At 64.0% G+C, this 17,887-nt stretch carries 23 protein-coding genes; 11 read left to right on the top strand and 12 right to left on the bottom strand.

What is annotated here, in order from left to right; all coding sequences use genetic code 11:
• Positions 1-46: 46 nt before the first annotated feature.
• Complete coding sequence (locus EN885_RS12135; RefSeq protein ID WP_128243092.1) at positions 47-277, top strand: hypothetical protein; 231 nt, start codon at positions 47-49, stop codon at positions 275-277.
• A 156-nt stretch (positions 278-433) separates the two neighbouring features.
• On the opposite strand, the gene EN885_RS12130 is transcribed toward EN885_RS12135, so the two are convergent.
• Positions 434-787: a cupin domain-containing protein gene (locus EN885_RS12130; protein ID WP_128243093.1), complete on the bottom strand. Its 354-nt coding sequence runs from the start codon at positions 785-787 to the stop codon at positions 434-436.
• A 144-nt stretch (positions 788-931) separates the two neighbouring features.
• Here EN885_RS12130 and EN885_RS12125 point away from each other — a divergent pair, with 144 nt between their 5' ends.
• The 3 genes from EN885_RS12125 (at position 932) to EN885_RS12115 (ending at position 4,017) form a co-directional block, all read left to right on the top strand.
• Positions 932-1,153 (top strand): alkylphosphonate utilization protein, encoded by a 222-nt coding sequence (locus EN885_RS12125; protein ID WP_095482787.1) that lies wholly within the window; start codon positions 932-934, stop codon positions 1,151-1,153.
• Between the two features lie 251 nt (positions 1,154-1,404).
• Entirely contained in the window at positions 1,405-1,767 is a 363-nt protein-coding gene (locus EN885_RS12120; RefSeq protein ID WP_095482788.1) for an SPW repeat protein, read from the top strand.
• A gap of 282 nt (positions 1,768-2,049) precedes the next feature.
• Positions 2,050-4,017, top strand: coding sequence for an acyltransferase family protein (locus EN885_RS12115; protein WP_128243094.1), 1,968 nt, complete (start codon positions 2,050-2,052; stop codon positions 4,015-4,017).
• Between the two features lie 34 nt (positions 4,018-4,051).
• Here EN885_RS12115 and EN885_RS12110 read toward each other — a convergent pair whose 3' ends face one another.
• The 5 genes from EN885_RS12110 to msuE form a co-directional block, all read right to left on the bottom strand.
• A complete protein-coding gene (locus tag EN885_RS12110) occupies positions 4,052-4,813 on the bottom strand; it encodes an ABC transporter ATP-binding protein (RefSeq protein WP_128335181.1) in 762 nt (253 codons plus the stop codon).
• A gap of 16 nt (positions 4,814-4,829) precedes the next feature.
• Entirely contained in the window at positions 4,830-5,828 is a 999-nt protein-coding gene (locus tag EN885_RS12105; protein ID WP_128243096.1) for an ABC transporter substrate-binding protein, read from the bottom strand.
• A gap of 72 nt (positions 5,829-5,900) precedes the next feature.
• Positions 5,901-6,749 carry an ABC transporter permease gene (locus tag EN885_RS12100; RefSeq protein ID WP_128243097.1) on the bottom strand — a complete coding sequence of 283 codons (849 nt, stop codon included), beginning with the start codon at positions 6,747-6,749 and terminating at the stop codon, positions 5,901-5,903.
• Positions 6,750-6,774: 25 nt separating this feature from the next.
• Positions 6,775-8,139: an LLM class flavin-dependent oxidoreductase gene (locus EN885_RS12095; RefSeq protein ID WP_128243098.1), complete on the bottom strand. Its 1,365-nt coding sequence runs from the start codon at positions 8,137-8,139 to the stop codon at positions 6,775-6,777.
• 48 nt (positions 8,140-8,187) lie between these two features.
• Positions 8,188-8,745: an FMN reductase gene (gene msuE / locus EN885_RS12090; RefSeq protein WP_128243099.1), complete on the bottom strand. Its 558-nt coding sequence runs from the start codon at positions 8,743-8,745 to the stop codon at positions 8,188-8,190.
• Between the two features lie 238 nt (positions 8,746-8,983).
• On the opposite strand from msuE, the gene EN885_RS12085 reads away from it, so the two are divergent.
• Entirely contained in the window at positions 8,984-9,580 is a 597-nt protein-coding gene (locus EN885_RS12085) for a DUF922 domain-containing protein (protein ID WP_128243100.1), read from the top strand.
• 186 nt (positions 9,581-9,766) lie between these two features.
• Complete coding sequence (locus EN885_RS12075; protein ID WP_128243101.1) at positions 9,767-10,135, top strand: DUF559 domain-containing protein; 369 nt, start codon at positions 9,767-9,769, stop codon at positions 10,133-10,135.
• A gap of 3 nt (positions 10,136-10,138) precedes the next feature.
• Here EN885_RS12075 and epmA read toward each other — a convergent pair whose 3' ends face one another.
• A complete protein-coding gene (gene epmA / locus EN885_RS12070; RefSeq protein WP_128243102.1) occupies positions 10,139-11,182 on the bottom strand; it encodes an EF-P lysine aminoacylase EpmA in 1,044 nt (347 codons plus the stop codon).
• A gap of 129 nt (positions 11,183-11,311) precedes the next feature.
• On the opposite strand from epmA, the gene efp reads away from it, so the two are divergent.
• Entirely contained in the window at positions 11,312-11,878 is a 567-nt protein-coding gene (efp, locus tag EN885_RS12065) for an elongation factor P (RefSeq protein ID WP_095482799.1), read from the top strand.
• Positions 11,879-12,161: 283 nt separating this feature from the next.
• Complete coding sequence (locus EN885_RS34665) at positions 12,162-12,758, top strand: CatB-related O-acetyltransferase (protein ID WP_128243103.1); 597 nt, start codon at positions 12,162-12,164, stop codon at positions 12,756-12,758.
• A 327-nt stretch (positions 12,759-13,085) separates the two neighbouring features.
• On the opposite strand, the gene EN885_RS34190 is transcribed toward EN885_RS34665, so the two are convergent.
• The 4 genes from EN885_RS34190 to EN885_RS12040 all read right to left on the bottom strand — a co-directional run bounded on the left by EN885_RS34190 (position 13,086) and on the right by EN885_RS12040 (position 15,333).
• Positions 13,086-13,352: a DUF2285 domain-containing protein gene (locus EN885_RS34190; RefSeq protein ID WP_126105658.1), complete on the bottom strand. Its 267-nt coding sequence runs from the start codon at positions 13,350-13,352 to the stop codon at positions 13,086-13,088.
• A gap of 198 nt (positions 13,353-13,550) precedes the next feature.
• Entirely contained in the window at positions 13,551-14,159 is a 609-nt protein-coding gene (locus EN885_RS12050; RefSeq protein WP_128243104.1) for a DUF6456 domain-containing protein, read from the bottom strand.
• Between the two features lie 100 nt (positions 14,160-14,259).
• On the bottom strand, positions 14,260-14,952 hold the full coding sequence (locus EN885_RS12045; RefSeq protein ID WP_128243105.1) for a GcrA cell cycle regulator: 693 nt from the start codon (positions 14,950-14,952) through the stop codon (positions 14,260-14,262).
• Positions 14,953-15,024: 72 nt separating this feature from the next.
• Positions 15,025-15,333 (bottom strand): hypothetical protein, encoded by a 309-nt coding sequence (locus EN885_RS12040; protein ID WP_245493067.1) that lies wholly within the window; start codon positions 15,331-15,333, stop codon positions 15,025-15,027.
• A gap of 76 nt (positions 15,334-15,409) precedes the next feature.
• On the opposite strand from EN885_RS12040, the gene EN885_RS12035 reads away from it, so the two are divergent.
• Complete coding sequence (locus EN885_RS12035) at positions 15,410-16,105, top strand: helix-turn-helix transcriptional regulator (RefSeq protein WP_164547156.1); 696 nt, start codon at positions 15,410-15,412, stop codon at positions 16,103-16,105.
• Between the two features lie 225 nt (positions 16,106-16,330).
• On the opposite strand, the gene EN885_RS12030 is transcribed toward EN885_RS12035, so the two are convergent.
• Positions 16,331-16,633 carry a hypothetical protein gene (locus EN885_RS12030; protein ID WP_128243107.1) on the bottom strand — a complete coding sequence of 101 codons (303 nt, stop codon included), beginning with the start codon at positions 16,631-16,633 and terminating at the stop codon, positions 16,331-16,333.
• 218 nt (positions 16,634-16,851) lie between these two features.
• On the opposite strand from EN885_RS12030, the gene EN885_RS12025 reads away from it, so the two are divergent.
• Positions 16,852-17,220, top strand: a complete 369-nt coding sequence (locus tag EN885_RS12025; RefSeq protein WP_128243108.1) for a hypothetical protein — start codon at positions 16,852-16,854, stop codon at positions 17,218-17,220.
• A gap of 82 nt (positions 17,221-17,302) precedes the next feature.
• Positions 17,303-17,761 (top strand): GNAT family N-acetyltransferase, encoded by a 459-nt coding sequence (locus tag EN885_RS12020; RefSeq protein WP_128243109.1) that lies wholly within the window; start codon positions 17,303-17,305, stop codon positions 17,759-17,761.
• Positions 17,762-17,887 lie beyond the last annotated feature (126 nt).

Below are 17,887 nucleotides of genomic sequence, written 5' to 3'. Positions count from 1 at the left end.
GCCGGCGGCTGGGGTTAACCTTACGTTAACCATAGAGGGACCCATCATGAAACTTGCCCTATCTGCACTGCTCGCCGTGCTCGCATTGTCGCAAACCGTGGAGGCTAAGACGAAAGCCGTTGTCACCGATGCCAAAGCGGCCACAGCCGAGAAAAGCCGGCCGGTGCTCGACAATAAGGCCACCGGTGGGATTACCGCGTCGTCCGGTGCGATGGCGGCGCCGGCCGGCAAGGATGTGTCCAGTCCGTATCCGCCGGCGATCTATTTCAATTTCTAGAGTCTCATGCATCCCTAATGGATGGGACTCTATCTTTTTATTCGACCGTGCCACTTGCGGCGCCCGACAGGCCCCGGGGATCAACAGACCCTGGGATCGACAGGCTTGGCGGCGGCGTGTCGGGCCATGACAGGATTGCCAGGCTCGCCTCCTGCCTCAGCCGATCCTGACGACGAAATGCTTCGTGACCGGCTCGATGATCTTCCACGTTCCCTTGAAATCGGCCTCGACCACGAAGGCATCGCCGGGACCGACTTCGACGGGCGCGCCGCCATCAGGGGTGATGACGATGCGGCCTGATATCATGTGCACGAATTCATAGTCGCTGTAGGTCGCGTGGTAGGTGCCGGGGGTAGCCTGCCATGTTCCCGACATGACCTTGCCGTCCTCGGTAGTGTGCTGGACGGCAGTCTTCATGGTCGGGTTGCCGTCGACAACGATCCAGCCCACGAGATCGCCCGCCTCCCCGTTTTTGATCGCGCCGAATTTGAGGATGGTCTTCTCTGTCATGGTCGGGCTCCGTTTGACCTGTGCCGGCATTGGCTGTCGGTCAATAGCCGAAGCACCTGATATGGGCAACGTGGGTGCCCGGCATGCTTGACCTGGCCGCCATCCGCCGGATAGTCCGTGGACCGGCCCCATGAAAGAACCGACATGACAGACGCGATCGTAAAAGACAGCAACGGCGCCCAGCTGAACGAGGGCGATTCCGTGACCCTGATCAAGGATTTGAAGGTCAAGGGCACGTCGGAAACGATCAAGCGCGGCACGCTGGTGAAGAACATTCGCCTCACCGGCAATCCGGGCGAGATCGAGTGCAATACCAAGCAGGTGAAGGGCCTGGTGCTGAAAACCGAGTTCCTGAAGAAGGCGTGATCGGCTGAGAACGCCGCCTGCCCCATGATCTGCGCGGGCTCCTCGACCTTGCAAGCGGAAGCCTCTGGAAATCGGCGCTTCTGAACCGCGCAGGCAGATGGCAGACACGGCATCGCTGCGGTGCGAAATGACGACGCCATGGCCGCGCAGGGCCGCTCCTTGAAGGCCGTCGAAAGCGCAATATATCAATGACTAAGCGTGCGTTGCACGCGACGTGGTGCTTTGGTCAAACTTCATCTGTGGAGGTTGTCATGGCAAACAATGTGATGGAAGGAAAGAAGGCCCAGGACTGGATCAACCTGATCCTTGCGGTCTGCCTGTTCGTCTCACCCTGGGTACTCGGCTTCGCTGCTGAAACCAATCCTGCGTGGAACGCCTGGATCGCCGGCGTTGTGCTCGGTGCTTTGGCTATCACGGCGCTTTCGGTATTCGCCGAGTGGGAAGAGTGGGTAAATCTTGTTGTCGGGCTCTGGCTGATCGTTTCGCCCTGGCTGCTCGGCTTCATGGCGAACGCCAACGCGATGGCGACCCATATTGTCCTCGGCGTGCTGGTGGTTGCGGCATCGGCCTGGGCGGTCTGGGACTCGCGTCATCATCCGCCGGCGCATGCGTGATCGGTGACGACCAAGGGGAGGAGCCCGCCGCTCGCGCGCCGGGCTCCTCTAAAGCCTGAGATCGGTACGCAGGCCCGCTAGCCGGGCTAGTTATTCTATTTGTGCTCAAAAATCGGCCGCCGCGGCGGATGCAGACGGCGGCGCTGATGCGCACGCCGACGAGCACGCCGCGAACCTCCACTTATGTTGCACTGCGTTAGATTTGTTGCATTGCAATATCCGCGCATCGCGTCGAGTCTTCGCAACGGGTGGGCTTTTCAACGACCTACGCGAGGTATCGCCGTGTCAGCATCGTTTCGGCCTGATATCGAAGGGCTGCGTGCGCTGGCGGTGTCAGGCGTCGTCGCGTTCCATTTCGGTCTGTCGGACCTGCCGGGCGGCTTCACCGGCGTCGACATCTTCTTCGTCATCTCCGGCTATCTGATCACCGGCCAATTGCTGCGGGAAATCGCCGAGGACGGCAGGCTGAACCTGTGGCGGTTCTATGCAAGGCGCGCCCGGCGCCTGCTGCCGGCCTCGCTGTTCGTGATCCTCGTCACGCTGGTCGCAGGTTACTTCATCCTGTCGCCGGACGAACAGGCACTCTATTCGAAAGGCGCCATGTTCGCCTCGGCCTATGCGATCAATTTCTGGCTGATCCGCTGGGCGTTCGACTATTTCGCCCCCGATGCGGCGAACAACCCCTTCATCCACTTCTGGTCGCTCTCGGTCGAGGAGCAGTTCTATCTCGTATGGCCGGGGCTGCTTCTGCTGGCCGCATGGCTGCGCCCGGGCAAGCGCGCGGCGATCCTGGTGATCGGCCTCGCCGGCGTGGTATCGTTCGCCGTCTGCGCCTGGCTCACCACCGTGGCACAGCCCTGGGCCTTCTATTTCTCGCCGCTCAGGGCCTGGGAATTTGCCGCCGGCGGCCTGGCGACGATGGCGCCGGCAAAATTCTGGCGGGAGCGCCCGCAACTGGGCGCAGCATTGGCATGGCTTGGCTTGGCGCTGATCACCGGCGCCTATCTGACCTTCAGCGAGCAGGACACCCCCTTCCCCGGCGTCGCGGCGGTGGTGCCGGTGGCCGGCGCCGTGCTCCTGCTGCTCAGCGGTTCCGGCAATGTCCAAAGCGGACCCAGCGCCATGCTGGCGCTGCCGCCCTTGCAATGGGTGGGGAAACTTTCCTACTCGCTCTATCTCTGGCACTGGCCGGTCATCGTCTATGCGACGATGATGGTTCCCGATCTTTCCTGGCCCGGGCGGCTTGCCTGCGCAGCATTGACGCTGGCGCTCTCGATCTTCACCTATAATTTCATCGAGAACCCGATCCGCCGCAACGGCTGGCTGATGGCGAATGCGGCGCGCGCGCTTGTCCCCGCAGCAATGCTGACCGGCGCCAGCGTGGTGGCGACCTATGCCAATGCGCGCCTTGCCGTGCACGATCTCGACCCCTCACAACGCATCATTGCCGAAACTGCCGCACAGCCTTCCACTGCGCGCGCCAAGGTGGGCTGCATTCTCGACTACGAGACCGTCACGCCGAAGGCCTGCGAGTTCGGCGCCAAGAACGCCGAGCACTCGATCGCGCTGTTCGGCGATTCGCATGCCGACCACTGGTCGACGCCGCTGATCGAGGCGGCGAAGAAGAACAACTACAAGGTCGTCACCTGGCTCAAATCCGCCTGCCGGGCCTCGCGGCTGACGGTCTGGAGCTCGAAGCTGAAGCGCGACTACACCGAGTGCGATCAATGGCGCGAGCAATCGATCAAGGAGATCATAGCCCTGCGCCCGAGCCTGGTGGTGATCTCGGAGATATCGCTGACGAGCTCGCGCAAACTGTCGCCCGACGCGAAGGTGCCCGACACCCAGGATCAGGACTGGCAGGCCGGTCTGCGCTCAACGCTGGAGGCCTTCAGCCAAGCCGGGCTGAAGGTCGCCTTCATCCGCGATGTGCCGTTCAACGGCATGTTCGTCGACACCTGCGTGGCCCGCGCGCTGTGGCGCGGACAGGCGCCATCGGTATGTGATGCGCCGCGAAGCGACGCCGCCAACGACGCCGTGGCCGCGGTGGAGCGCGATATCGTGCGCGCCATTCCCAACGCGACCTATATCGATATGACCGACCGGTTCTGCGACGCCAAAACCTGCCATGTCTTCATCGACGGCAAGCTGGCCTACCGCGATCGCCACCACATGGCGACGCCCTTTGCGCAAACGCTGGAGCCGCCGGTCGAGCGCGCGCTGTTCTCGAAGGTGGCGGCGGAGAAATAAGGGCGGCGCAAGACGCGCCTTTCACCCCCTCGTCTCAGTGCAAGCCAAACTCACGCAGCAGTTCTTCGCGATAGCGCACGAACCGGCTTTCGCTGCGATCGCGGGGGCGCGGCAGCTCAACCTCGACCAGCCGTGCCGTGCCGCCTTTCTCCCTAGGCAGGATCAGCACCCTGTCCGCAAGATAGATCGCTTCCTCCAGGTCATGGGTGACCATGACCATGGTGACGCTCTCCTCGCTCCAGATGCGCGCCAGCTCCTCTTGCATGCCGATCTTGGTCATGGCGTCGAGCGCGCCCAGCGGCTCGTCGAGCAGCAGGATTTCAGGCTGCACGGTCAAGGCCCGGGCGATGCCGACGCGCTGCGCCATGCCGCCCGAAAGCTGCCGGGGATAGGCATCGCTGAATTCGGCCAGGCCGACGAGCGCGATATAGAAGCGGGCCTTGTCCTCGGCCTCCGCCTTGGGCACGCCCCGCACTTCGAGGCCAAAGGCGACGTTGCCGAGCACTGTCAGCCAGGGCAGCAGGCGCGGTTCCTGGAAGATGACCGCGCGCTCGGCGCCGACGCCACGGACCGGCTTGCCGTCGATCGCGCCCCCGCCGCTGTCGGCGGCTTCCAGCCCGGCAAGAATGCGCAGCAGCGTGGTCTTGCCCGAGCCGCTGGCGCCGACGATGACGAGACATTCGCCGGAGCGGATATCAAGGTTGAGCGCCCTCAGCACGGCAAGAGGGCGCCCACTGAGGGTGAAGGATTTGGAGAGGTCGCGTATGGTGACCTCGCCGCCGCTTTTGCTGGCCATGGCACCCGTCTCCCGGTCAGTTGGTCTTCGTTTCGCCGCGCCGGTAAAGGATGTCAGCGGCTTTCAGCTTGCCCTTGGGCAGGCGGCCGTCGCGTTCGAGCACGCTGACCCAGAAGTCGATGTCGCGATCGTCAGCCTTCGCCCCTTCGCGCAGGCCGAAGCCGGTCCAGTAGCGCGCCAGCGCGCCATTTTCGCCGCGCTTGTCGAGGATGTCCGCAAGCACCTTGCGCGCCTCGTCCGGGTTCTGGCGCGACCAGTCGGCGGCGCGCGCCGACTGCTCGATGAAATTGCGCGCGCCATCCGGATGCGCCGTGATGAAGTCGCGCCGCAGGACGATGAAGCCGCCGGCCAGTTCGCCCAGCACATCGGTGTCGTTGAACACGCCGCGCACGCCGCCATTGTCGACAAGGGCGCCGGCAAACGTCGCCTGCCAATAGCCAAGTGCCGCGATATCGACCTGGCGCGACCGCAAGGTCTGTTCAAGCTGCGGCCCGGGCACCACGACGAGGTTGGCGGCATCCGGCGGCAGGCCGGCTCCGTGCAGCGCCTCGCGCACGGTATAGTCGAGATGGGCGCCGAGCGTGTTGACCGCAATGGTCTTGCCGGTGATGTCGGCAATCGATTTGATCGGACTGTCTTCCAGCACGTAGAAGACGCTGCGCACTTGGCTGTTGATGCCGTTGCTTGGATAGGCGGCGACGAAGTCGTTGCCGCCGGAGATCGAATTGATCACCGCAGCGGTCGCGGCCGAGCCGAGATCGACGCTGCCGGAGGCGAGCGCGAACAGCGATTCCGGGCCGCCGCCGGAGTAGCCGACATTCTCCAGCTTGACGCCGAAATCGTTGAAATAGCCGAGCTCGTCCGCCAGCTCATGCGGCGAGATGCTGCCGCGGCTGGCAAGGTAGCGCAACGTGACCGGCGCGGCTCGCGCAGCGGCAAAGCGAGGCAGGCCGGCGGCGATGATGCCGGCGGCAAAGGGAGCGCCGGCAAGCAGGGAACGGCGAGTGATTGGCATGGTCCGGTCTTTCTTGTTGGAGAGGTTGGCCTGTTGGAGAGGATGGCCTGTTGGAGAGATGGTGAGAGCTGGTCAGTCGATGGGATCGCTCCAGCGGCAGAGCCGCCGCTGCAGGCTGACCAGGGCCTGGTTGGCGATCAGGCCAAGCCCGGCGAGGATGACGATCGCCGCAAACATCAGCGGGATCTGGAAGTTGTACTGCGCGTTCATCACCTGGAAGCCGATGCCCTTGTTGGCGCCGATCATTTCGGAGGCGATCAGCAACAAGAGTGCCGTGGTCGCACTCAGCCTTAAGCCCACGAAGATCGACGGGACAGCCCCTGGAAGCACGACACGGCGAAACACGGTGAGCCGCGTGGCGCCATAGACCCGGGCCATCTCGAGCAGTTTCGGATCGACTTGCTTGACGCCGCTGATGGTGTTGAGCAGCAGCGGAAACAGCGTCGCCCAGAAGATGACGAAGACCTTTGATGCCTCCCCCAGCCCGAGCAGCAGGATGAACACCGGGTAGAGCGCCAGCGCCGAGGTCTGCCGGAAAACCTGCAGGATCGGATCAAGCGCGGTTTCGACGGCACGCACCTGGCCCATGAACAGGCCGAGCGGGATAGCGACCGCCACGGCCGCCGCGAAGGCGAGGCCGGCGCGCTGCAGGCTGATGGCGATGTCGCCAAGCAAGGTGCCGCCGGCCAGACCGTTCCACAATGCGGTGACGATCGTGTCGATCGGCGGCAGCACAGCGGCGTTGACCCATCCCGCGCTGCTCGAGACCTGCCAGATCGCGAGAAAGGCGATCAGGATGCCGTAACGGGACAGGAATCGTGCGACAGTCCGGTTGGCCAGGCGCGGGAAATCGGCGCCAACGCTGGTTCTGCCGTCATGTGCAGCGATCGTGACCGGCTGCTCGATGTGTTGCAAACTCATCGTCTTGCCCTTTGCTTAAAAGAATTTATTCGGCGGCCAGCACCTTCGAGCGGGCTGCGGTCCAGGGGTTTTCCGGCCGCCTGAGGCCGAGATTCTCGCGCAGCGTCCTGCCTTCATAGGCGGTGCGGAACAGGCCGCGGCGCTGCAGCTCGGGGATCACCAGGTCGACAAAGTCGTCGAGCGCGCCAGGCAGCCATGGCGGCAGGATATTGAAGCCGTCGGCAGCCTCGTTGCCGAACCATTCCTCCAGCTGATCGGCGACCTGCACCGCGCTGCCGATAACGGTGTAGTGGCCGCGGGCCGTTGCCACCCACTGGTAGAGCTGGCGGATGGTGAAGTTGTGCTCGTCGGCAATCTGGCGGATCAGCGCCTGGCGGCTCTTCATGCCTTCGGTTTCCTTGCTCGGCGGCAGCGGTCCGTCGAGCGGGTAACCGCTGATGTCGAGCGTTTGGCCCGCCAGCCCGTTGAGCAGGGCCACGCCGTCCTCGGGCAGGATCAGGTCGTTCAGCCGCTGGTACTTGGCGCGGGCTTCGTCTTCGGTGCGACCGACGAACGGTGCCACGCCCGGCATGATCAGCACCTGTCCGGGATCGCGGCCGGCCGCCTTCACGCGTGCTTTGATGTCGCGATAGAACTCTTGCGCCGAGGCCAGATTCTGATGGGCCGTGAAGATGACCTCAGCCGATTGGGCGGCGAGCTTGCGGCCGTCCTCCGACTGCCCGGCCTGCACCACCACCGGGTGCCCTTGCACCGGGCGCGGCACATTGAGCGGGCCTTTGACGCTGAAATGCTGGCCCTTGTGGTCGATGTCGTGAAGCTTGTCCTTGTCGTAGAAGCGGCCCGACTTCTTGTCGCGGATGAAGGCGTCGTCTTCCCAGCTGTCCCACAGCGCCTTGACCGTCTCGACATGCTCATGCGCGCGGGCATAGCGTTCGGCGTGGTTCGGCTGGACGTCGCGGTTGAAATTGCGCGCGGTGTCGTCGCCTGCCGAGGTCACGACGTTCCAGCCGGCCCGGCCATTCGACAGAAGATCGAGCGACGCGAACTTGCGGGCGAGCGTATAAGGCTCCTCATAGGTGGTGGAGGCGGTGGCGATGAAGCCCAGATGCGTGGTGAGCGGCGCCAATGCGGCGAACAGCGTCACCGGCTCGAACCCGGCGATCTTGGCATTGCCGCCTTCGCGGGCGCCGAGGCCAACGGTCAGATTGTCGGCGAGGAAATAGGCGTCGAACAGGCCGCGTTCGGCGGTCAGCGCGAGCTGCCTGTGGAACTCGAAATTCGTCGCGCCGTCGGCCGGCGCCTCAGGATGGCGCCAGGCTGCGATATGCTGTCCGCCACCGGGCAGGAAGGCACCAAGCTTGATCTGTCTGGACTTGCTGGGTCTGGTCATTGCGGGTTCCTTCTGTGCTGTGCGGAAAGGGAATCGGCTGACCGGCGTTCAGGCGGCAAGACCGACGCTGCGTGGCGTTCCGGCCACCCGGTATGCTTCGGCGACCGCTTGCCTGACGCGAGAATGGATGGCTTCGGAGACCAGCACGCCGTCGGCGAAGTCCTTGTCGGAGGCGTAGATCGCGGTCGGCAGGGTCAGTGCCTCGAAGAAACCGAACAGCGGCCGCAGCTGATGTTCGACAACCAGCGAATGACGATCGCCGCCGCCAGTTGCAGCGAGGATGACCGGTTTTCCCCTCAGGGACGACGGGTCGAGCAGGTCGAAGAAATGCTTGAAAAGCCCGGTGTAGCTGCCTTTGAAAGTCGGCGAGCCAACCACCAGGACATCGGCGCCCAGCAATCGCTCGACGATGCTCCTGGCCAGCGGATCCAGATCGCCGATGCGCCTTGCCAGCGGGAAGGATTGGCCGAGATCCTCGATGTCGAAAACGGTCGAGGCTGCACCGGTGCTGCTCGACACTTCCGCGACGATGTGGCTGATGAATGCCTTGGTCTTCGACGGACGGGTCAGGTTGCCCGACAGCCCCACCACCAGTTTCTTCGGCATTTCGGTCTCCTCGCAAAACGGCTTGTGTGTAGTAACTCTACTGAGTTTATAGAATTAAATGAGCGAGAAGATTTCAAAACGAGCCCGCCAAGCGGATTGAGTTTGCGGCACATCGCCGTTGATTGGTTCATTCGACGCGCAATGCGGACGCCGAGGTTTAGGGCAAGGGCGCCTTGACCGCATTCCGGCCACGCGTTGATGATCAAGCGCACCAAAGGCATCGCCCCGGGGGATTCGCATGAAAACAGCCGTTCTGACGTCTCTGCTCCTGGCCTGTTTGTTGGCATCGCCGGCGCAGGCGGGATGGAAGCCGATTGAGACGGTCGAGACCTACGCCGTTTCAGGACAGACCGGTCCCCAGCTCCATGCCTCGATGGGCGAGCGGGGGCCGATGATCGGCAAAGGCAAGGTCCGTGCCATGGCCTACACCAATTTCAAGCTGACCTGGGTCAGGGATTATCAGCGACAAGGCAATGCCTGCGTGCTGGTATCGGCGCGGCCGAAGCTCATCATAACCTACACCTTGCCCAAAACGTCCGGGCCGGTGCCGGCCGCCGTGCAGAAGAGCTGGGACGTTTTTGCCGCTGGCCTCGCCGCCCACGAAAAGGTGCATGGCGACATCATCGTCGACATGGTCCGCAAGATCGAGACGGCCACCATCGGCCTGTCCGTCCCCGACGATCCCGGCTGCAAAAAGATCAGGACCGAAATGACCCGGCGGCTTGCCGAACTCTCCCAGGCGCAGCGGCAGGCAAGCCGCGATTTCGACCGGGTAGAATTCGCCCCGCGCGGCAATCTGCAGCAGCTCATCGTGAATTTGCTGATGGGGCGGTAGGAGAGGATGGAGCGAAGCACCCCCCTCTGCCCTGCCGGGCATCTCCCCCTCAAGGGGGGAGATCGGCTGACCGCAACGCCGCACCTCGTCCTTCAACATCCGCGATTGAGGCCGGAGCGATGCGAAGGCGTAATCTCCCCCCTTGAGGGGGAGATGCCCGGCAGGGCAGAAGGGGGGTCGGCGGCGATGAGCCACTATCCTGTGCCGCCAATCAACCGCCGCAATGCGCGCAAGATGCGTAAAGTCATGACGGATGCCGAACTGAAACTCTGGAACGAGATCAGAGCGCATCGCCTCATGGGACTGGCGTTTCGGCGCCAAATGCCCATCGCTGGCTACATCGTCGATTTTGCTTGCCCGGGCAGAAAGCTGATCGTCGAACTAGATGGTTCCCAGCATGCCCAGGCCGAGGCCTCGGCGCCGGATGCCGCGAGAACGGCAAAGCTTGAAGCGCTGGGCTGGACCATCCTGCGCTTCTGGAACGACGACGTCATTCGTGACCTCGATAATGTCTGCCAGCACATAGTCATCGAGGCCGGCGCGGACAGGCGCTGACTCTCACTCCGCCACCGGCGTCCACATCACATCCTCGACCCGCAGCGCCCCAGTTGCCAGCATCACCAGCCGGTCGAAGCCGAGCGCGGCGCCGCTTGCCTGCGGCATGATATCAAGCGCCGCGAGGAAATCCTCGTCGATCGGATAGCGTTCACCATAAACGCGCTCCTTCTCGTCCATCTCGATGGTGAAGCGCCGGCGCTGCTCGGCGGCGTCGGTCAGCTCGCCGAACGCGTTGGCCAGCTCGACGCCGCAGCAATAGAGCTCGAAGCGCTCGGCGGTCCTCGCATCATCCGCGCTCGGCCGGGCGAGTGCCGCCTCCGAAATCGGATAGCCGTAAAGGATGGTGGCGCGCCCCTGCCCCAGCGTCGGCTCGATCTTTTCCACCATCACCCGGCTGAACAGATCGGCCCAATTGTCGTCGGACGCGGTGCGCAAGCCCGCCTGGACCAGAGCCGCGTGCAGCGCTTCGCGATCGGTGCTGCCGTCGGCGGCGACCGTGGCTAGCAGGTCGATGCCGGCATGGCGCGAAAAAGCCTCGGCGACGCTTAACCGTTCCGGCTCGGCGAACGGATCGGCCTCGCGGCCGCGAAAGGAGAAGCGTTTTGCGCCGGCGCGCTCGGCGGCCAGCGCGACAAGCCCGGCACAATCCTCCATCAGGCTCTCATAGGTCTCATCAACCCGGTACCATTCGAGCATGGTGAAGGACGGATGGTGTAGCGGGCCGCGCTCGCGGTTGCGATAGACGGCACTCAGGCTGAAGATGCGCTTCTCGCCGGCGGCGAGCAGCTTCTTGCAGGCGAATTCCGGCGATGTGTGCAAATAGAGCGGCTGGCGCTGCCCGTTCGGGCCGATCGCCTCGGTGGCGAAGGCCGACAGATGCGCCTCGTTGCCTGGCGAGACCTGCAGCGCCGCTGTCTCGACCTCGATGAAATCGCGATGGGCAAACCAGTCGCGCAGGGCCGCAGTGATGGCATTGCGCAGGAGCAGCCGCGGCCGGCGGTCGGTGTGGACATCGGACGTCCACCAGGGCGAGGCGGCGGTCATGACAGGCGGATTTGCATCGAGGACTGGCGATTGCAGCCAAGATGCGCTAGTCCGCACCGGACGGCTCCCGCAGCCGATTTGCGCCGGTCGGCGCTTCCAGGCCAGTCAACGCTCTTAGGAATAAAGCCCGTGAAGGTCATCGCCAGTTCCCTACGCAAAGGCAATGTCGTCGAAAAGGACGGCAAGCTCTATGTGATCCTCTTTGCCGAAAACATCCACCCGGGCAAGGGCACACCGGTGACCCAGCTCGACATGCGCCGCATCTCCGATGGGGTGAAAGTCTCGGAGCGCTACCGCACCACCGAGCAGGTCGAGCGCGCCTATGTCGAGGAGCGCGAGCACACCTTCCTCTACCGCGACGGGGAAGGCTTCCACTTCATGAACCCGGAAAGCTACGACCAGGTCGCGGTGTCGGAAAGCGTGGTTGGCGAGATGGCGCCCTATCTCACGGAAGGCATGGCGGTGCAGGTCTCGCAGTATAATGGCATCGCCATCTCGCTGGTGCTGCCGCAGCGCGCCACTTTCGAGGTGGTCGAGACCGAGCCGGTGACCAAGGGCCAGACGGCGTCCTCGTCTTACAAGCCGGCAACGCTCTCCAACGGCGTGCGCACGCTGGTGCCGCCGCATATCAGCGCCGGCACCCGCGTGGTGGTGATGACGGCGGATGGCGCGTATGTGGAGCGCGCCAAGGATTAGGGGCACTCAGCACCCCACATCGGCTTCAACAATTGAAGGATGGATCGTGCTCGACGCGCTCGGTCAGCGCCGTCGGCCTGGCGCCGTCCTGCTGCCAGATACGGAAATCCTCGCTCTAGCGGGGTGCCCGATCCGTCGCGCGGCCATAGCGCTTGCGAAATGCCCTCTCTTGAGCAATGCTCCACCCCTTAGCAGGGGCTTGAGGAATGACATTTAAGGCAGTCGCGCGGATCAACACGGTGGTGTCGATTGCAGGCTCACCGAATCCAGGCGATAAACCGGGATGGCCTTCAAGAAACTGCGGATTTGGCTGGGACTGAAAGACGATCCCGCAGCGATCCCGCGCCACGCGAAAATCGGACGCGAAACCTATGGTGTCCACGGCAGGACATTCCTCAATTGCACGGCGGAATCGCCAGTCGAGATAGGCGCATTTTGCTCTATCGGGCCCGGGACACTCTTTCTGTGCCAGACTGATCACCCAACGGATACGGCTTCAACTTTTCCTTTTCAGTCGCGGATTTTCCGGCAAAAAAAGAACCTGGAGTACCTTGTTTCGAAAGGCCCGATCCTCGTCGGCAATGACGTCTGGATCGGAGCCCGCGCGATCATCCTTTCAGGCGTGACCATCGGCGACGGAGCAGTTATTGCGGCCGGCAGCGTCGTGACCAGGGACGTTGCGCCATATACGCTTGTCGGCGGCAATCCAGCCAAGGTGATCAAGCGCCGGTTCTCCGACGAGACGATTGCTGCACTGCTTGAAATCCAGTGGTGGAAGTGGCCCATGGCGCGGCTCAAAAAGGAGCGCGCCGCCTTCGACCTGTCTGCAGAGGTTTTCACCAAGCACTATGCGGCCCGCCAAAATTCAAGGCGGGTGTAAACTTGACTGCGAAGGCTAGACGCTCCGCCAAAGCCCTGAGGTTGTGCGGGTGCTGCGTATGGTTTGGAGCGCTAGGTAGATTTCTGCAACAGCTGAGCTGATTTGCCTTCAAATGGAAGCCGGCTGGATGCGCGGCATTCAGCCCAGGATGAGACCCGCCACCAGAACCGTAAGGATAAGCGACACCGGAACAGCAAGCAGGCAGCACGCCTCTAAAGTGTTGATTTGCCAAGAGTTCATCGGGCGCTTTCCCATGTTGGTTTCCTATCTAAACGGGCAGACCGGCACGGCAGTTCCATGGAAAATGTCAGGGCGTCATTCGCGCCGCTATCGTGCTGATTGGCGCGAAGCCGCATTCCGAGTTATCCAGCGGGCACGCGCCAGATGCGTCGCCCAAGCCCGGAATGCCCTCTCTGGCTCCTGGTTTGGATCAATATGCAGAACGGTGTGGGCGACCTCACGCCAATCGGCTCCGTCCGCCGAAGCATCGAGCAACCGGATATAGGTAAGCATATGGTCCTCGTCATAGCCGGTCAGCACCGAAGACGTCGGCGCGACGTCTGCGAAATGAGGGTCTAGCAGCGGCTTTAACATTGCGATCTACCAGCAATAGCGCACCGTAACAGGCCATGGGGAAGCCTGCGCCCTTCAATTGGAGGACGCGGGCCGATCGAGGTTCGCTGCGTCGCCGCCCTCCGCACTCCGCGCCCTCTCGGGCGGCGAAGTTCAGGCCGCTCCCCGGTGATCAACGGCGCCTTGGTCGACCGACGCGGGCATCACGCCAGTTGCCTGCTACCCACGCGGCCTCCGCATCAGCATCATCCCGTAATGCACCGCCAACAAATCCAGCCCGACCTTGAGCAGCTTCGCCACAACATCCCGCGGCTCGGCGTTCTGTTCGGCCAGGCTCTTCACCGTTTCGCCATGGCAGCAGACTTTTTGCACCACGCCCGAAACCTCCCAATGCGAAAGCGCCCTGGTGGCGTCGGCATAGGCGCGGCCGGCGGACAGGATGCGGTCGGCAACGCCGCCGCCGATGCGCCCGCCATCGACGCGCTCGGTCAGCGCCGTCGGCTTGACGCCGTCCTGTGCCGAGACGCGAAAATCCTCGCGGTAGCGCATGCCCGCCTCGCGCTGCTGGCGCGACAGCGAGGTGATGCCGGTCAGCGGGTCGACATTGCGCACCCGCACAATGCCGCCGGTCGCGGTGTGGCCGTCGTTGGAAACCTCATAGACACGCCTCGCCTCCAGCGTGCCGACTGCGAGCCGTTTGCGGCCGAAGGCGTCGTCCTTCAGCGCGAAATCATGGCCGACCTCCTTGCGAATGCGCACCTGCTCGGCCTCGCCCTTGGCTAGTTTGGGCGGCTTGGGTTTGGCCTTCTGGGCGGTCTTCCTGCTCATCGGTGGCTCCTCGTTTCATTTGCTGTCTTCGCAGAACCTGGGTTCCTCTCCTCACTTCGTAGGGCGAGGAACTCAGATTGCCGTCCGTTCGGCGATCAGCTCACGCCGCATCCGCCAGAACCGTGCGGCGGTGGTCGCAGAAGCGCGCCGCGTGATAGGCGCAGTAGCTTTTCAGCGGCCGCGTGCGCAGGCCGCAGCACAGCATGTCCAGTCCCGGCCGGCTGCCGGGCGCGTCGTTCTCGGGGTCTTCCTCCAGCGTCAGGTCGATCGGCGCGCGGCAGCGGTTGAACAGGCAGTCGATGAAGCGCATGGCCGCGACATGCGGCTGGCGCCCTACGGCAGTGGGGTGCGGCGCCGGCACCTTGACGGCCTCGCTATCGGGCCCGTGGATCTCGTGCACGAACTGGCGCTGCGGCAACCAGACCGGCGGCGCCAGCCTGGCCGGCGTCATATGCCTCGCAGGCCCGCTCTGCTTAACCAGCTTTGCTTGCCCAGGTAGCTTTGCTTGCCCAGGCAGCTTTGCTTGCCCAGGCGATCCGGCCGGCTCTGCGGATTTGTCCGGCCTGACAAGCTTTGCCGGGTTTTTTCTAGGCCGGCCGCCGGACCTGCCCTGGGGATTGGCAAAGCCGATGGCGCGCAAGTCGGCGTTGCGGTGGACGACGCCGATGATCGCGTTGCGCGACGCCGGGCCGCCGCGCAGCGCGCTCAGCCGGTCGGCGATCCTGGCGGCGGACAATCCGTCCTTCAGCCAGCGGGCGATGCTTTGCAATTCTGTGTCGGTATAGGCGGGCATGGTGTTGATCCATCGAAAGGTTGCGTAGATGCCGAAGCTGCGTCCCTCTCCCGTTCACGGGGAGAAGAAAGGTCACCTCCGGCGGCCGAGCTTCGCCTCGGCCGCCTCGCGGGTGGCAGCGGAAACCGCCCTGCCCGTCTGCCGGTCGAAGACGATGACCGTGCCGTCCTCGGTGCGGATGCACGAAACGCCGGCATGGCTCGCGCCGAAATTCGTGGCCGGAGCCGTGAGGGAAACGGCTCCGGCCGTTCCGGTCGCCGCCGGTGACGGCAGGGCGACCGGATCCGAGGCACGAGCCTCGGGCTTCGTCCCGGCCGGGGAGGAGGACAGCCGGGACGGATGGGAAAGCGAGATGAGGCGACGTGGCTTGTGCATGGCCATACATAAGCATAACTCAAAAGATTATGCAAGCTATTCTTTCATGGACGAAACCGATTCTTATGTTTCAGATGGCGCCATGGCGAAAACCTCATTGTCGATCAAGGTCGGGGCGGCGATCCGCAAGGCGCGCAAGCAGCGCGGCTTGGTGATGCGCCACATTGCCGAGCACAACGACACCGACGTCGCCGCCGTCGGCAATTGGGAAACCGGCCGCAACCTGCCCAAGACCGAGAACCTCTTGAAGACCGCCGCCTTCCTGCGCGTCGACCCAGTGGCGCTCGGCAAGGGCGAGGTCGTCTTCCTCGACGACGCCGACAATGTCTCCGACGCAGAGATCGTCACCGACGCCGCTCCCCTGCCCGCCGGCCCGATGGACATCGAGCTTCTGGGCGCTGCGGTCGGCGGCGACGACGGCGACTTCACCTTCAACGGCGAGGTCGCCGGCTATGTCCAGCGCCCGCCCGGCATCGCCCATTTGCGCAAAGTGTTCGCGCTGCATGTGCTCTCCGACTCGATGGTGCCGCGCTACGAGCCCGGCGAGATGCTCTATTGCGGCGGCCGCGACGCCGTGCCCGGCGACCATGTGGTGATCGAGATGTTCCCCGAGGAGAACGAGCGCAACGGCAAGGCCTTCATCAAGAAGCTGGTCAAGCGCACCGCAGCCGAGCTGGTCGTCGAGCAGTACAATCCGCCGAAGACGCTGACCTTCAACCGCTACGCGATCAAGGCCGTCTTCCGCGTCATCCCGCTCAAGGAGCTGCTGGGGTATTAGGGCGGCGGGGCGCGCTCCCTTCTCCCCCTGTGGGAGAAGGTGGATCGGCGCGCCAGTGCCGAGCCGGATGAGGGGTGCTGGGCGGAATGAGGCATTGGCAATCCGTCCGCCCTCATCACTTCCCCGGAGCAAGGGCAGGCGTTGGCGATCCGTCCAACACCCCTCATCCGACCTCGCTTCGCGAGGCCACCTTCTCCCACAAGGGGAGAAGGGAGCGTCACTCCATCAAGCCCGCCTGGATCTCTCCAGCGGAACCTCGCGATCGCTGAGCATCCGCGCCTCGGCGCGGCGTCGCCCCTGCTCGTCGATGAACGCCGCCTGGATCATGACCGTGGCGCCCGGCAGCCCGTCAGCGCGGCAGGCCGAGCAGCGAAGCCGCCCCGAAAGGGACGCCAGCGGCGTCTGCCCGGTTATCCCGAAGCGCCTCAGCTCAGCCGGCTTCCACCATCTGCTGCGGCCGCAATCGATACACTCGACCGCAATCGAGACGACCTCGGCGATCGTCGCTTCCTTGCCCGGCAATGCCATCGCCCCTAGTGCCTCCGTTCCTGTTTTGTTCACAACATTATGGGTTTTTACCGAAGAGTCGAGTCGGTTCCACTCAAACCCAAGCAAAAGTTTAACTTGTGCCAATTTTTGAGTTATGCTTATATCACTCGTGCCGACGGATAATAGCGCCGCGGACGACACGGATGGGCAGCAGGTCCGGGCATCCGTCGCGACCGCCGCCAGTTGAGGAAACCAGGATGGACGCCCTCTCCGCTCAATTCGCCCGCGATTGCGGCTATACCGGCGACAGCCCGGCCATGCTGGCCGCCTTCACGGCCATCCGCCTCGACGGCATAGGCAAGGCTCGCCTAGGCCACGACCAGCGCAAGGCGGTGGTCGACCGGCTGAAGCACGGCGAGGCCTTGTTCCTGGCGGCGATCCGCCCGGCGCAGTCGGCCGAGGAGGCGCTCGAGGATGCCGCCCGTTTCATTGCCTGTTATCGCAACATGCCGCGCTGGCGCCAGGAAAGACGCGGCGCCGATCTCGCCCGCGCCAGGCAGCAGCGGCTCCTGGCGCGCTTCTTCCGCCGTTTTGGCCATCGCCTCTGGGCACAGCAGGCGGCGTAAGCTGGACCTCCCGGGGCCATCGGCCGCGAATGGCTGGACCGCTCTTGCCGTCGCCAAGCCCGCGCCGTATGTCATCGCCTCGATGAGTGAGATTGAGTTCCGTCGCGCGCAAGCGCCCGATCTGCCGGCGATTGTCGCATTGCTTGCCGACGATGAGCTCGGTGAGAGCCGGGAGGACCCGTCGACGCCGCTCGCGCCGTCCTACCTCGATGCCTTCAGGGCAATCGATGCCGATCCCAACCAGCTGCTGGCGGTGGCCATCGAAGCCGGGCAAGTCGTCGGAACGCTGCAGCTCAGCTTCATTCCAGGCATTTCGAGAAAAGGCGCCTGGCGCGGCCAGATCGAAGGCGTTCGCGTCGCCCGCCACCGGCGGTCCGGCGGCATCGGCAAGCTGATGATCGAATGGGCGATTGAAGCGTGCCGCTCGCGCAACTGCACCTTCGTTCAACTCACCACGGACAAGAGCCGACGGGAGGCGCACGCTTTCTACGAGCGCCTCGGCTTCACCGCCAGCCATCTCGGCTACAAGGTGGCGCTGTAGGGGCACCTTGAACATTCCAGAGTAGGCGCCGTCGGCGAAGCTGCCGATCTCCCCCCTTGCGGGGGAGATGCCCGGCAGGGCAGAGGGGGGTGCTGTCCCTCCGACCTGTCGACCAATTACAGCCAC

The sequence above is a fragment of the Mesorhizobium sp. M6A.T.Cr.TU.014.01.1.1 genome (genome assembly GCF_004022765.1).
In the GTDB taxonomy this organism is placed as follows: domain Bacteria; phylum Pseudomonadota; class Alphaproteobacteria; order Rhizobiales; family Rhizobiaceae; genus Mesorhizobium; species Mesorhizobium mediterraneum.
This window is presented reverse-complemented; position numbering and strand designations above follow the sequence as displayed.